This is a genomic window from Methylomonas koyamae (genome assembly GCF_019669905.1).
GTDB lineage: Bacteria > Pseudomonadota > Gammaproteobacteria > Methylococcales > Methylomonadaceae > Methylomonas > Methylomonas koyamae.
The window spans coordinates 3956440-3970738 of record NZ_AP019777.1; the positions used below are offsets into that span (position 1 = coordinate 3956440).

The window sequence follows — 14299 nt, forward strand, 5'->3', positions numbered from 1 at the left end:
CGAAATCCTAACGAGAGTAAAACAACAACCAAATGCTGAAGGTGCACAAGGCCCACAAACTCGGCGCAACCAACAACGGCGGCCCCAGATGCGGCGCCAGCCGCAGGCGGACCAATTGCCACATCAGCAGCATGCTGGCGGCCAATCCGGCCATGATGCAGACGATCCAGGCCGGCCAGAACGAGCCTTGCAGGCTCAACATCGGATCGCAGCCAGTCGCGAATAACGTCGCGGCAAAGAGCGCGGCCGTTTTGGGCAGGTTTGGAATCGGCTTCATGGCGGCCTCCGGAAATAGCGGAAATCGATGCGGCCCGCAGCCGCTGCCTATCCGGCAGACGTTACAGGCGGGTGTGCAACCGGCGTCTGCGCAATATCCCACGCAAAGCCGATGCGGAGCTATTCTAACCCCGATCGGACAAGCTTATTATTTGCTGCTTGTTGTCAATTTGTTGCACCAATTTGGTTAGGCGACTACGTTACTATATCAGCATTTTCTTCTGGAGCAGGCCTGCCTTGATGACGCTATTTCTACGCAACGCGCGGCTGGCGAACGCTCCGCGGCCGCACCAGCCGCGCCGAGCTTGGTTTCGGCCCAGCCCGAGGTTTGCCGCCCTGGCCTTGGCGTTGCCGTTAGCGGCCTGCGCGCCGCCAACGCCGTTGCGCAGCGAAGCGGCACCTGCCGCCTCTACGCCGCCGCCTAGCGTGAGTTGGGCGGAGTACCGGGAGGCCAAGGCCGCAACGTCCGCCATGGCACTCGACGCTGAAGCCGCAACCCCGAAACCTGGGCAAAGCTACGATTTGCCGGCTCTGGTCGATCTGGCCTTGCAGACCCATCCGGAAACCCGGCAAAGTTGGGCAGAGGCCAAAGCCGCCGCCGCCCGCGTCGATAAACAACGCAGCGCTTGGTACCCGATGCTGACCGCGCTGGCCTTCGGTCAGTATTTCAAAACCAGCATTCCGATCCCGGAAAGCGCGCTGGTCAGCCACGGCTACGGCAGCTTCGCCGGCCTGGAACTGGCCTGGACCCTGTTCGATTTCGGCCGCCGCGAAGCCTTGGTCGATGCCAGCCTGCAACGTCTGGATGCGGCGCAATTCGCGTTGACGCGCAAACACCAGCAAATCGCTTACCGGGTCGCGACCAGCTTTTTCAGTTACCAAGCGATGCTGGCCAAAGTCAATGCCGCCCAGCAGACGTATGCGGCCGCGGAAACCAACGCCGCGGCCGTCAAAGCCAAACTGCAACGCGGCTTTGCGACCCGTCCCGACCTGTTATTGGCGATTCAGGAACAAGCCAAGGCCAATTACGATTTACAGGACGCGCGCGGTTCGGTGACCCAGATTCGGGCCGAGCTGGCCGCCAACATCGGTATATCGCCGGCGCAAACCTTACAACTGGCCGATTTGAGCCAGATAGCGCTGCCGGCCAAATTGGCGGCGTCGGTCGAAAACATCGTTGACGACGCCTTGGCGCAACGGCCGGACCTGATGGCGCAACTGGCCGAATTGCGCGCCCGCGAAGCCGAAGTCAAAAAAGCCCGCGCCGAGTTCTGGCCCAAACTGTCGGTGAAGGGCAACGTCGGCAACCAGTATTGGGGCGACGTCCACACCCGACCGGCCAGCCGGCAAAACTATGCGGCCGACGACTTGGTCGGCAGTGCCATGCTGAATCTGGAATGGAAATTGTTCGACGGTTTCGAGCGCAGCAGCGCGGTCAGGGAAGCCGAAGCCAAACAACAGGCCAGCCAGGCCGAAGTCGAAAGCTTGCGCCTGGCCATCATGCGCGACATCTGGCAGGCCTATGCCGATACCAAAACCGCGCTGGAAAAGCGCGAATTCGCCTTGGCGCTGTTGCGCGCCGCCGAAGAGTCGTTCGCCGCCACCCAGGAATCCTACAACCACGGTTTCTCCACCGTGATCGAATTGTTGTCGGCACAAAAGGATTTGGCCCGCGCCCGCTACACCGAAATCGACAGCCGGGCCGGCTTGCTGAAATCGGCAGCGGCCTTGGTTTATGCGGCGGGGGGAAGAAACGCGGGGGAATGAAGGATGGTAAGGGCGGCGGGAATATTGTCGGCCAAGTTCGTAGGCCAGCATATTCAAGGGGGAAAACTACGCCGACAGGCGTTTCTGGCTATTTGGATTTGCCGGAAACGCTTTCGCTTATTCCGGCCTACGGGGGTTGTTGACCTAACAGGTTGGTGAAAAACTCTTTTTTGAGACCGATTGAGTCTATATTTAGTATCCAAATAAAGAACCAATACTAAATAGAGCTATTTTCCTGTTAAATTAGAGGCCGAGATATGGTTTTTCACCAACCTGCTAATCGTTAGAGTTTTTACGTTTTGTTGTGCCGGAGAACATTCGTTTAACCACGGCATGTCTTCCATTTTCTTTATCTATGTGTTTTTTCACAATATCACCTGGAACCAGTGTCAATATAAGAGCCCATAATTGAAAAAAAGTAAGAACTGATAGCAGTGAGAAGGAGCCACCTCTAAGAATTTCTTTATATTGATGGAAAGCATCGATTGTCTTTGCTAACTCGATTAACGGGAAAAGCACTAATACAACAGCAATGATTGAAGTAGAAATAATGATTGGTGACAAGAGCAACATTATTGTGCCTTTTTCTTTTTCAGGAATTTTTACGCCATCATTTCCAAACACTTTCTTTAAACTATCTGGATGCAGTATTGCAAGCCACGCGCCCATGACGCCAAATATTATCGATGATGTATTTCTTAGACCTTCAAATAAAGGCGTTTGCCTTGACATTTCAATCAATTGACCGTGAACAAATGCTAACAGAGCAACGCAAGCCACGAGCAAATATTTGAGAATTTTGAGCCTCATTATTTGCGTTATCCGACAAGACCCAAAATAACGTTCCTGTTTTGAGTTAGAGAGTCGAGAAGTGATTGGGCATTAACGATTTCGTCATTATTCCTTTCGACGTCTAAGTCATATTCCGTTTTAGCAATCGAGTGAGACAACCATCGTATTTCTGTAACACCAGATAACTTAAATCCAATGTCGTCCCACTTTGATTCATGGTTCTCCTCCCACTCTTCTACCATCCCATCAAACTGCTCAACGGTCGGATTAAAAGGGATCTCGTACTTGATTTTCACGTCTGCAGTTAGAATCCGCTCTTCCTGACTCACCCGCAGACCTTCAAGCATTTTCTGCCAAACAGTTCTGTGCAATTCCACTTGGGGGCTTAACAGGCTGGTGAAAAACTCCCAAAGCTGCAGTCATCAAGGCGCATAGCCTCAGCAAACAAGTAAAATAGCGCATCTAAATTGGAGAAGCCCCCCATGCGCGGACACGATGCCATTCAAAATAGCTGGTTCAGCTACGTTAGCCTGGAAGACCGTATTCCCAAACAGCATCCGTTGCGTCGTTTACGGCTACTCGTCGATGGCGTATTGGCCTCTATGGATGCGGTCTTTGCCGAATGCTACTCCCATACTGGCCGCCCGTCGATTGCGCCCGAAAAACTGCTGCGCGCCTTGCTATTGCAAGTGCTGTACACCGTTCGTAGCGAACGCCAGTTGATGGAACAGCTGGACTACAACCTGCTGTTTCGCTGGTTTGTCGGTTTGGGTATCGACGATGCTGTCTGGGAACGCAGCGTGTTCAGCGCCAACCGCGAGCGCCTGCTGTCCGAAGCACTGAGTCGCGAGTTTTTTGAGCGGGTCTTGGCCATTGCCGAATGGCAAAACCTGGTGTCCGACGAACACTTCAGTGTCGACGGCAGCCTGATCGAAGCCTGGGCCTCGCACAAAAGCTTCGTGAAGAAAGACGGCAGCGGTCCTGATAAACCCGCCGGCCGCAATCCCGAGGTCGACTTCAGCGGCGAAAAGCGCAGCAATGCCACGCATCAGAGCACGACAGACCCCGAAGCGCGGCTTTACAAGAAAGGCGAATACACCGAGGCCAAACTGCGTTACATCACCCATGCCCTATCCGAGAATCGTAACGGCCTGATTGTCGATGTCGAAACCACCCAAGCCACCGGCACCGCTGAAATCGAAGCCGCGCAAACAATGATCAAACGCCGTGTTCCCAAAGGCGGCAGCGTCGGTGCCGACAAAGGCTATGACCAACCGGCGTTCGTCAACAAACTCAAGACGCAAGACATCAAAGCCCATGTTGCTCGCAAAAAGACCGGCAGTGCCGTCGATGGCCGCACCGCGCGCGGCAAAGCGTACGCTCAAAGCCTCAAGCGCCGCAAAATCGTCGAAGAAGCCTTCGGCTGGATCAAGACCGTCGGGGGCCTGCGTAAAACCCGCCACATCGGCTTAGCCAAAGTCGCAGGTCAGGCCTTGTTTTGCTTTGCCGCCTACAACCTGACGCGCTTGCTCAACCTATTGGTGTTCACGCCGAAACCGGCGTGGAGTGCGCCCACCTAGGGCGAAGTGCGCCTGAAAACCGTCCACAGACGGCTTCAGGCGAATAAAAAGCCCTTGAAACAGGGGCAAAACGGTTGAAACTCGATGTCATGACCGATTTCAACACGAAAAAATCACGGAAACCGTGGGTAAGGGGAAATATCAGTGGGTTTTTCACCAGCCTGTTAATCGATTTTTTCTAATTACTTTTGTTATCGTGTCGCACGAGCTTCGTAGAGCTTCGATTTGTCCAGGCTTCTTATAAAGAAATGATTTGAAATCTGCTTTTAAGTGTTTCGAGTCACTGCCGTCGAAGGAGTATCCGAATACTTCAGCTCCATCATGATTTTCTTCAACAACCACATAAGATGTAAATTTTGCACAATACTCACGCAAGTATTTTTCAAGGTTCGACTTTCCAATAAGTAGTGTGTGATAGAATCTGATCGCAGCGAACACGTTGCTATTTGGTACAAACCAAAAATACGTTGCATATCCAGGAATAGAACCTTCAGGTAGATCAGTAAAATTAACTTCTGCGTTACCAACAGGTTGTAGACCATTTACGGTTACAACCCGGCCTTCGTTAGTAGGTGTCTCGTTCCAAGTAACTAAGACGAAGTCACCTGTTTGTTGATTACGCTTTATATCAAAACAGAACGTTCGGTATATGTCTTCACCGTCTTCAAGCTCATAGGTGCATGTTTCATTTAAAGATTTATCATTACCGGAAACCCATTCATAAAGTTGATTCAATATGTCCGCAATATTCCCGAATTCAGGACTCGATTCCCCGTACTTGTAATATCCACATTTTGCAATTTTATAAAATTGGATTTTTACTTTCTCGATCATTCCATATCCCTTTTTTTATACTCTAACAAGTTATTACCCAGGTCTACATATCTTGTACACTAGACTTATTGCTTAAGGGAACCTCTAAAAATTGCGCCCGGCGAGTAAAATGAGTCGGAGCTAAAGACCTTTGGAGAGCAGAGATGACGGTGGCACAAGACGACCTTTTCGGTTCCCTGTTTGAACATCGAGATCGTCGAATCGATCGTTTGGGTAATCCGTTGTTGGAATTGGACGCGCAAGTGGATTGGGACGCGTTCCGGCCGCTGCTGGATCGAGTCCATCACAAAGTCCGCAAATCGTCTGCCGGGCGTAAGCCTTGGGATGGGGTGTTGATGTTCAAAGCGTTGGTCATCGCCAGTCTCTACAATCTGAGCGACGAGCAACTGGAGTTTCAAATCGAAGACCGGCGCAGTTTTCAGCGTTTTATCGGTTTGTCGGATGCCAAGCACGCGCCGGACCGCAACAGTTTCTGGCTATTTCGCGAGTCGCTCAAGGCGTTGAAATTGACCGAAACCTTGTTCAACGAATTCAACCGGCAATTGGATCGCGCCGGCCTGATTGCCCGCAAGGGTCAACTGATTGACGCCAGCTTCGTCAAGGCGCCGGTGCAGCGTAATACGCCGGACGAGAACGCCCGGATTAAAGCTGACGAAACCGTCGAGGACTGGTCAGCCTCCAAACGCCGTCAGAAGGATACCGATGCGCGCTGGACCAAGAAAGGTGACAAGAGTTATTACGGGTACAAGAATCACGTCAACGTTGATAATGCCCACAAGTTGGTGCGCAAATACACGGTCACCGATGCCAGCATCCACGACTCCCAAGCCCTGAACGGCTTGCTCGATAGCGGCAATACCAGCCGGGATGTGTGGGCCGACAGTGCGTACCGATCCGAAGCCACGGAAGCCTGCCTTAAAGCACAAGGCTACCGCAGCCGGATTCACCGCAAAGGGGTGCGCGGCAAACCGCTGACTGACCGGGAAAAACAAGGTAACAGTACCCGCTCCAAAACCCGTTGCCGGGTCGAGCACGTGTTTGCCTGGATGGCGCAATGGGGCGGTAAGACGATCCGTTGCATTGGCCTAGCCCGCGCCGAAGTGCGTATCGGCTTCATGAATCTGGTGTACAACATGCGACGTTTTTGCGCCATTCGCAGGGTAGCTGCGTCTTGATGCCGCCCATCGGAGCTGAAAAGGTTTCGAGTTGAAGGTAGTCCGCTTGGAAATGTCCGCTTTCGAGCGCGTTTTACGCCCCGAATCTGATTAATCGTGGATTTTTAGAGGCTCCCTTAAGTCAATCTCCGCCTGAAACGCTTTGGAGCTCCGAACGGGATAACACGCATTTTTGGCATGATGCCTAGGTCTAGATAGCCACAACCAGCGAGTAACTAGAGAAAAACGTTTCAGATCTCTTAATGTCTGCTCGTCATAAACGTGCTGTCGTTCGGAAAATTCACCGATAGTCAGCTTGGGGTCGGTAAGGCTCTCTGAAGTTAGAGTCCAATTCGAAATACCAACTTGGCATTAAAACTCGTCAATCAGATTTGTTGTAGTCGGTGGCAAGGACCGGAAAGCAAAGCAATTATTTTCCTATACAAAAACTGGAAAAAATCTCGCCCAATAGGTCGTCGGAGCTGAATTCTCCGGTGATTGCCGACAGGCTGGTTTGAGCTTGGCGCAGTTCTTCGGCGACCAGTTCGTGGGCCAGGTGCTGCAATTGTTCGGCGGCGTTTTGCACGGCCTGAGCGGCCTGTTGTAGGGCTTGAATATGGCGGGCTCTGGCGACGTAAACGTTATCGGCGCCCTCGCTGAAGCCCATACTGAGCTTCAGGTGTTGCCTCAACAATTCCAAGCCCAGGCCCTGTTTGACCGACAAATGGATCTCGGTGCCTTGCGGGCCGTCTTCGATTCGAGGCTGGCCGCCGACTAAGTCGATTTTGTTGAACACTTTGGTCACGGCGATACCGGCCGGCAACTCGCCATCCAAGTTAGCACCGGCGGCGTCGTTGCTGTCGATCAACAGCAACACCCGGTCCGCCTTGGCGATTTCCTGGCGGGCGCGGCGGATGCCCTCCTGTTCGACCGGATTGTCGCTGTCGTGCAGGCCGGCGGTATCGATCACGTGCAGCGGCATGCCGTCCAGTTGAATCCGCTCGCGCAGCACGTCGCGGGTGGTGCCGGCGATGTCGGTGACGATGGCCGCATCGTGGCCGGCCAACGCATTCAACAAGCTGGACTTGCCGGCGTTGGGTTTGCCGGCCAACACCACAGTCATACCGTCGTGCAACAGCCGGCCTTGTTCGGCGCTGCGGCGGATTTCGCCGATCTGGCTTTGTAAACGTGCGATCCGACCGGCAACGACGCCGTCGCCGAGAAAGTCGATTTCTTCGTCGACGAAATCGATGGCGGCTTCGATAAATACCCGCAGCTCGATCAATTCGTCGATCAGTTCGGCGATTTTCTCGGAAAACACACCTTGCAGCGACTGCTGCGCCGAGCGCACGGCTTGTTCGGTGCTGCTGGTAATCAAATCGGCAATCGCTTCGGCCTGGGCCAGATCGATTTTGTCGTTCAGAAAGGCGCGGCGGCTGAATTCGCCCGGTTCGGCCAGCCTGGCGCCCAGTGCCAGTACCCGCCGCAGCAGCATATCCAACACGACGCTGCCGCCGTGGCCGTGCAGTTCGACGACGTGTTCGCCGGTAAACGAGGCCGGGCCGCAAAAATACAGCAGCAGGCCGCTGTCGATGGCGCGGCCGTCGGCTTCCAGGAAGGATACGAATTGGGCGTAGCGGGGTTGGGGGAGCGGTTTGCCGGTCAGTTGGCCGGCGATGCCGGGCGCGGCAGGCCCGGAGATGCGGATCACGCCGACGCCGCCGTTACCCGGCGGCGTGGCGATGGCGGCTATGGTGTCGCCGTCCAGCATTAAGGTACTACGCTATGCTTGTGCGCATCCTCTTCCAGCACGTGTTTGGTGATGTACCACTGTTGAATGATCGACAGGCTGTTGTTGCAAATCCAGTACAGTACCAAACCGGACGGGAAGAACAGGAAGAACACGGTGAACACGATAGGGAACATTTTCATGACCTGCGCTTGCAGCGGATCGATCGGCGCCGGGTTCAGGCTTTGCTGAATCTTCATCGTGATGCCGTACAGGATCGGCAACAGGTAGAACGGGTCTTGCGCCGACAAGTCCTGAATCCACAAGGCAAAGTCGGCTTGGCGCACTTCGACCGTTTCGATCAATACCCAATACAGCGAAATGAACACCGGAATCTGCACCAGGATCGGCAAACAGCCGCCGAGCGGGTTGACCTTCTCCTTTTTGTACATGGCCATCATTTCGGTGTTGAACTTCTGGCGGTCGTCGGCGTAACGCTCCTGCAAGTCTTTCAGGCGCGGCTGAATCTTGCGCATTTTCGCCATCGACTGGAAGCTGGCTTTGGATAATTTGAAGAACAAGGCTTTGATGACGAAGGTCACGCCCAAAATCGCCACGCCCCAGTTGCCGACGAAACCGTAGATTTGGTTAAGCAGCCAGTAAATGCCTTTGGCGATCGGCGTCAGCCAACTGTAATCGACAGTCAGTTCCAAGCCAGGCGCCAAAGCTTCCATGATCGGCTGAATTTTGGGGCCGGCGAACAATTGGCTGCTGAACGAGGCTTCTCCGTTGGCTGGCACGATCAAATCCGGCGACAGCGAGCCGACTTGGTAGCGGGTATCCTTCAAATCGTTGGTGTAGAACTGGGCGTCCTGATCGGCCGGCGGAATCCAGGCCGCAGCGAAATAGTGTTGGATGATGCCGCTCCAACCGCCTTTACTATGGACGTTGTCTTTGGCTTTGACGTCGTATTTGTCGTCGGCCATGTCCTCGAATTTGATTTTTTGGAACTTGTCCTTTTCGGTGTAAACCACGCCGCCGGAAAAGGTTCTGATGAAGCTGTTGTTGCTTTTATCGCTGTACAGCGTTCTCAGCAACTGGTTGTATTGCTTGCCGGACCAATCCTGGGCGGTGCGGTTGCTGACCTTTTGCTCCAAACCGATGGCATAGTTACCGCGTTTGAAGGTATAGGTTTTGGTGACGGTCAGACCCTGGTCGTTGGTCCAGGTCAACGGAATCCGCAATTCGTCCTGGCCTTCAGCCAATTGGTATTCGTGCTTTTCGGCGCTGAACACGCTTCTGTGGTCGGGAGCCGGCGCCGAGTTGGCGTTGGCGATCAAACCGCTTTGCGCCAGGTAGAGGCTTTCCGGATTGCTGTCGAACAGGCGGATCGGGTTAAGATTTTTTTCCGGCGGCGTCATGCCGATCAGAGCATAGGCCTTGTCGACAACGGTGTTGACTTTTTCGTGGGGATATTTCAGTAAATCGAGATTGCGCAACGTGCCGCCTTGGATATCGATTTCCAATGCGAAAACGTCGGTTTTGACTTTGATGACTTTATCGGCAGGAGCTTGAACAACGGCTGGATTTGCGGCGTTTTGCCCGGCTTCGGCGGCCTGTCCGGCTGTAGCTGGCGTCGCGTCTCCCGCGATCACGGGCTTGTCGGAAATGATCGCTTGCGGCTTCGGTCCATAATCGATCTGCCAAGACTCCCACAACATGTAGGAGATCATCAACATCGCCATGACCAAGACAAATCTTATGTTATCCATTGTTATTTACTCAATTTTTCCGGAACAGGATCAATGCCGCCCTCGTGAAAAGGGTGGCATTTCAATAATCGGCGAAGCGTGAGGTAAGAGCCTTTGAAAGCACCATGAAGCTGGATTGCCTCTAAGCCATAACTTGAACAGCTGGGATAAAAACGACATCTCGGCCCCAGCAAAGGACTTATGAAGTATTTGTAAACCTTGATCAGGGTTATGAGCAGGAATCGCATCGCTCTACCAGTTTCAGCCAATGCCTTTCCAATGACTTCCTCAATATCGGCGAGGCTGCGCTAGCCGCGTCGCCCCGCGCCAAAACGACAATATCAATGCCGACGATGTGTTGACGCTGCAATCTGAAACTTTCCCTGGCAGCCCTTTTAATGCGGTTCCGTGCGACTGCTTTTTTTATCGTTTTTTTGGCGATGGCCAGGCCCAAACGCGAATGGGCCAGGCAATTGCTTACCGCCAATACCGTAAAATACCTGTCGGTCGATTTTACCGGGTTGGCGAATACTTTTTTATACTCAGCGGGCGTCCCTAGCCGATACTGATCGGGAAAGCCAAAACCTTCCGCCGACAATTAAACCGTCAACGAAGCGCGGCCTTTGGCTCTGCGCGCGTTAATTACTTTGCGGCCGCCGACGGTAGCCATCCGGGCGCGAAAACCGTGAGTTCTGACGCGTTTGATTTTGCTGGGTTGGTATGTTCTTTTCATGAGGTACTGCCCTGATTGATAACGGATAAAAAGGCTGCGAATCATACGTGAAGCGGCGCGCCACTGTCAATTCAACTTGCCGATTCCAAATTGGTGCGAAATCGGCTAATCTCTGGCCCACTTCCGCCAAGGCGGACACCATCGGGAGAAATGACATGCAAAAATTATCGCTTAAATCGGTGCTGGCAACCGGCTTACTGGTTTCCGGCTGCGCGACCACCACCGGCTGGACGCCGACCGTGGACACCTACAACGACCGTAACGCTTACCGGTTGAACCAGGACATGCAGGAATGCCAACAGTTGGCATCGCAATCCGCAAGTACCTACAAGGATACCGCAATCGGCGCCGGCGTCGGCGGCCTGATCGGTGCGGCCGGCGGCGCGGCAATCGGTGCGGCAACCGGTAACGCCGGCAAAGGCGCCGCCATAGGTGCGGCCGCGGGCGGCGTCGGCGGCGCGGCACAGCAAGGCATCCATTCCAACGACAGCTACAAGAACGCTTACCGTAACTGCTTGCGGCAACGCGGCCACAACGTCATCAACTAAAGGTAAGGCAGCAACCGGCATTGGAGGGCTTGCTACCGCTCATTGTGCTCGCCGCCGCGATCGTGCTGGTATTCGACTATACCAACGGCTTTCACGACGCCTCCAATATCGTTGCCGGAGTCGTCGCCTCCAGGGCGATGACTCCGCTCCAAGCCGTCCTGGTCGTGGCTTGCGGCGAGTTTCTCGGGCCGGTGCTAGGCGGCTCGGCCGTTGCCAACACGCTGGGCAACCTGATCGATCTATCGCACCTCCCCAAAGGCCAAGCCTTGCCCATCGTTATCTCCGGCTTGTTCGCCGCCGTCGCCTGGAACCTGTTCACCTGGTGGCGGGGCTTGCCTTCGTCCTCATCGCACGCACTGGTGGGCGGATTGATAGGCGCGGTACTGGTTTCGGCCGGAGCCGAACCGGTTTATTGGGGATTCGCAGAGCTGCGCCGCGGAGAATTCGACGGCTTCAGTAAAGTTTTGCTGACCTTGTGCCTATCGCCGCTTTTGGGCTTTTTCGCCGGCTTCGTGCTGCAGCGGCTGACCATGTTTTTACTGCGCGCCGCCCATCCGCGCATCAACAAATATTTGCAACAAAGCCAATGGTTGACCGCTGCGGCGTTGGCCTTCGCTCACGGCAGCAACGACGCCCAAAAAAGCATGGGTATTTTGACGTTGGTGCTGTTGCTCGGCGGCGCCATCGATAGTTTTCGGGTACCCGGGTGGGTGGTCTTGCTCTGCGCCGGCGCAATGACAGCCGGCACGCTGACCGGCGGTTGGCGCATCGTCCGCACGCTGGGTTTCTCGATCTACAAAATCCGGCCGCTTCACGCCTTGAATTCGCAATTGAGCGCCTGCGGCGCCATATTCGTCGGTTCGTTGTGCGGTGCGCCGGTGTCCACCACCCATGTCGTGGCGGCGTCGATCATGGGCATCGGCGCCTCGGAGCGGCCGCGCACCGTGCATTGGGGCAAAGCCTGGGAAATATTGGAAACCTGGCTGATCACCATTCCCGGTTCGGCACTGATCGCCGGCTTGAGTTACACGTTGATCAGCCATTTGCCCGCATTGGGACCTTGAACCGCCATGCCAAGCCAAAACACGTCTGCCATTTCACGCATCCTGCAACGGATTTTCCCGAAAACCGCCGATTTTTACCTGCTATTGCACGAGCAATGCCGCCAGGTATGCGTCACGGTCGATAACCTAGCCCGGTTCATGGCCAACGAATGCATAGCCGCCGGCGAGATGTTGAAGGAAGACGAACACGAAGCCGACCGTCTGCGGATGCGCAATCTGCACGCGCTTAACAGCTCGTTCGCGACGCCGATGGACCGCGAAGACATCTACCGGGCGATAGCGGCGCTGGACAGCATCGTCACCTATTGCAAAAGCACTTACAACGAAATGCAAGCGCTGCAACTGGCGCCGGACCGACATTCGCTGGCCATGGTGCAAGAGTTGCAAGTCGGCATCAACGCCTTGGAAAAAGGCTTTGCAGTGCTGGGAAAACAGCCGCGCGGCGCCGAACCGCATGCCTTTGCCGCCCGCCATTCGGAGCGGCGCATCGAAAAAATGTACCGCAAGGCCATCGCCGACTTATTCCAGGGCGACGATTATTTGAATATGTTCAAACAACGCGAGCTTTACCGCCATCTTTCCAATGCCGCTGACAAGGTCCACGCCACCGCCAACGTGCTGGAAGACATCATCGTCAAACTCGGTTGAGTTTGGCACGGCTTGGGACGGCTGGCAAAGCTGAAACCGGCGAAATACGGCGCTTCCGGGCCTTGCCGCCCAACCCAAAAGCCCGATCATCCATGCTACAATCAGCCGCGATTCACATACCGTTTCTCAAAGAGGTTCAATTCGTGGCAAACATCTCCAGCCGAAAATCCGCAATGACTCTTTTCAGCTCGGCCAATTGCATAATGAGCCACTGCGCCAGGCTGGTGGTGCATGAGAAAGGCGTACCGGCCGACATCGAATTTTTCGACCCGAACGATCCGCCGGAAGACTTGCTGGAATTGAACCCGAACGGCAACGCGCCCACCTTCGTCGAACGTGATCTGGTTCTGTACGACGCCCGCATCATCATGGAATACCTCGACGAACGCTTCCCCCACCCCGCCCTACACCAGATGGACCCCGTATCCCGCGCCAACGCCAGGATGTTGATCAAACGCATCGACCAGGAATGGTACCCGTTACTGGAGGAAGTCCAGATTCACGGCGATAAGAAAGCGGCAAAAGCCAAGAAACTGTTGCGGGAAAGCTTGATCGCGGCGGCGCCGGTATTCGAAGCCACCCCCTATTTCATGAGCGAAGAATATTCCCTGATCGATTGCGCTATGGCGCCGTTTTTGTGGCGCCTGCCGAGCATCGGTATCGACATCGCCGGACTCGGCAAAGGCATCACGGCCTATGCCAACCGCTTATTCGGCCGCAAAGCCTTCCAGGAAAGCTTGAGCCGCGAAGAAAAAGACATGATGCAACTTGCAAGCAAATGACCCCATTAAAACCTTATCTGATCCGCTCCATTTACGAATGGATCGTCGACAACAGCCTGACTCCGCATTTATTAGTTAATGCCGAATATCCCGGCGTCGTGCTACCGACCGATTTCGTCGAGGACGGCCGCATCGTGCTGAACATCCGGCCGGAAGCCATTCAAGGGCTAAATTTGGGTAACGACGAAATACAATTCAACGCCCGCTTTGCCGGCAAAGCCATGCGTATCGTCGCCCCCTGCAAAGCCGTACTGGCGATTTACGCCAAAGAAAACGGCAAAGGCATGATCTTCGATCCGGACGATACCGACGACGAAACCCCGCCGGCCCCCACCGAACCCAAACCGCCGCAAAAACCGCAACTGCGCGTTGTGAAATAAAACGATACTGGTTCAGGCAATAAAGCTTGGATTCGGCATCCGCTAGGGCTTTGGTTGTGCCGTAGCCGGTTTCCGAACGGCCAATCCGACTACACAAGTTTTCGCCGCGCAGCAAAACTTAGCCGAAATCGATTGAATCGCAGCCCAACCCTTACCGGTATTCGCTTGGATGTTGCCGCTAGATGCGGACGGCAGGCGCCCGGATTTCCGGGGAATATTATTATTTGGGGCGGGACTCTTTAGTCGCTCCACTCTCTCAAA

General features: G+C 54.6%; 17 protein-coding genes. 8 read left to right on the plus strand and 9 right to left on the minus strand.

Annotation, left to right across the window (positions count from 1 at the left end; all coding sequences use genetic code 11):
• Nucleotides 1-7: 7 nt before the first annotated feature.
• Nucleotides 8-277, minus strand: a complete 270-nt coding sequence (locus tag MKFW12EY_RS17740) for a YtcA family lipoprotein (RefSeq protein ID WP_054763424.1) — start codon at nt 275-277, stop codon at nt 8-10.
• A gap of 239 nt (nt 278-516) precedes the next feature.
• Between MKFW12EY_RS17740 and MKFW12EY_RS17745 the strand changes: the two genes are divergently transcribed.
• Entirely contained in the window at nt 517-2043 is a 1527-nt protein-coding gene (locus tag MKFW12EY_RS17745; RefSeq protein ID WP_245006350.1) for a TolC family protein, read from the plus strand.
• Between the two features lie 276 nt (nt 2044-2319).
• Here the strand turns inward: MKFW12EY_RS17745 and MKFW12EY_RS17750 are convergent, their stop codons facing one another.
• Together MKFW12EY_RS17750 and MKFW12EY_RS17755 are read right to left on the minus strand one after the other, a co-directional pair.
• Nucleotides 2320-2853, minus strand: coding sequence for a hypothetical protein (locus MKFW12EY_RS17750; protein ID WP_054763775.1), 534 nt, complete (start codon nt 2851-2853; stop codon nt 2320-2322).
• 8 nt (nt 2854-2861) lie between these two features.
• Nucleotides 2862-3182 (minus strand): hypothetical protein, encoded by a 321-nt coding sequence (locus MKFW12EY_RS17755; RefSeq protein WP_221053496.1) that lies wholly within the window; start codon nt 3180-3182, stop codon nt 2862-2864.
• A gap of 135 nt (nt 3183-3317) precedes the next feature.
• Between MKFW12EY_RS17755 and MKFW12EY_RS17760 the strand changes: the two genes are divergently transcribed.
• Nucleotides 3318-4415, plus strand: coding sequence for an IS5 family transposase (locus MKFW12EY_RS17760; protein WP_221053058.1), 1098 nt, complete (start codon nt 3318-3320; stop codon nt 4413-4415).
• 153 nt (nt 4416-4568) lie between these two features.
• Here the strand turns inward: MKFW12EY_RS17760 and MKFW12EY_RS17765 are convergent, their stop codons facing one another.
• Nucleotides 4569-5249 carry a hypothetical protein gene (locus MKFW12EY_RS17765; protein ID WP_221053497.1) on the minus strand — a complete coding sequence of 227 codons (681 nt, stop codon included), beginning with the start codon at nt 5247-5249 and terminating at the stop codon, nt 4569-4571.
• 143 nt (nt 5250-5392) lie between these two features.
• Here MKFW12EY_RS17765 and MKFW12EY_RS17770 point away from each other — a divergent pair, with 143 nt between their 5' ends.
• Nucleotides 5393-6424, plus strand: a complete 1032-nt coding sequence (locus tag MKFW12EY_RS17770) for an IS5 family transposase (protein ID WP_245006310.1) — start codon at nt 5393-5395, stop codon at nt 6422-6424.
• 409 nt (nt 6425-6833) lie between these two features.
• Here MKFW12EY_RS17770 and mnmE read toward each other — a convergent pair whose 3' ends face one another.
• From mnmE to rpmH, 5 genes are read right to left on the minus strand one after another with little or no spacing between them, the layout of a single operon-like run.
• Nucleotides 6834-8174: a tRNA uridine-5-carboxymethylaminomethyl(34) synthesis GTPase MnmE gene (gene mnmE / locus MKFW12EY_RS17775; protein ID WP_054763657.1), complete on the minus strand. Its 1341-nt coding sequence runs from the start codon at nt 8172-8174 to the stop codon at nt 6834-6836.
• Nucleotides 8174-9904, minus strand: a complete 1731-nt coding sequence (gene yidC / locus MKFW12EY_RS17780; RefSeq protein ID WP_054763658.1) for a membrane protein insertase YidC — start codon at nt 9902-9904, stop codon at nt 8174-8176. The genes mnmE and yidC overlap by 1 nt, the downstream gene beginning before the upstream one ends.
• Nucleotides 9905-9906: 2 nt before the next feature.
• Nucleotides 9907-10131, minus strand: coding sequence for a membrane protein insertion efficiency factor YidD (yidD, locus tag MKFW12EY_RS17785; protein WP_082410012.1), 225 nt, complete (start codon nt 10129-10131; stop codon nt 9907-9909).
• A complete protein-coding gene (rnpA, locus tag MKFW12EY_RS17790; RefSeq protein WP_054763659.1) occupies nt 10113-10481 on the minus strand; it encodes a ribonuclease P protein component in 369 nt (122 codons plus the stop codon). The genes yidD and rnpA overlap by 19 nt, the downstream gene beginning before the upstream one ends.
• Entirely contained in the window at nt 10482-10616 is a 135-nt protein-coding gene (gene rpmH / locus MKFW12EY_RS17795; protein WP_054763660.1) for a 50S ribosomal protein L34, read from the minus strand.
• 155 nt (nt 10617-10771) lie between these two features.
• Between rpmH and MKFW12EY_RS17800 the strand changes: the two genes are divergently transcribed.
• The 5 genes from MKFW12EY_RS17800 (at nt 10772) to MKFW12EY_RS17820 (ending at nt 14038) form a co-directional block, all read left to right on the plus strand.
• Nucleotides 10772-11164: a glycine zipper family protein gene (locus MKFW12EY_RS17800; RefSeq protein ID WP_064026065.1), complete on the plus strand. Its 393-nt coding sequence runs from the start codon at nt 10772-10774 to the stop codon at nt 11162-11164.
• A gap of 29 nt (nt 11165-11193) precedes the next feature.
• Nucleotides 11194-12228, plus strand: a complete 1035-nt coding sequence (locus MKFW12EY_RS17805) for an inorganic phosphate transporter (RefSeq protein ID WP_157199452.1) — start codon at nt 11194-11196, stop codon at nt 12226-12228.
• A gap of 6 nt (nt 12229-12234) precedes the next feature.
• On the plus strand, nt 12235-12876 hold the full coding sequence (locus MKFW12EY_RS17810) for a DUF47 domain-containing protein (RefSeq protein WP_054762670.1): 642 nt from the start codon (nt 12235-12237) through the stop codon (nt 12874-12876).
• A 173-nt stretch (nt 12877-13049) separates the two neighbouring features.
• Nucleotides 13050-13658, plus strand: a complete 609-nt coding sequence (locus MKFW12EY_RS17815) for a glutathione S-transferase N-terminal domain-containing protein (RefSeq protein WP_221053498.1) — start codon at nt 13050-13052, stop codon at nt 13656-13658.
• Complete coding sequence (locus MKFW12EY_RS17820; protein WP_064022679.1) at nt 13655-14038, plus strand: ClpXP protease specificity-enhancing factor; 384 nt, start codon at nt 13655-13657, stop codon at nt 14036-14038. Before MKFW12EY_RS17815 ends, MKFW12EY_RS17820 begins: the two co-directional genes overlap by 4 nt.
• Nucleotides 14039-14299: the final 261 nt, after the last annotated feature.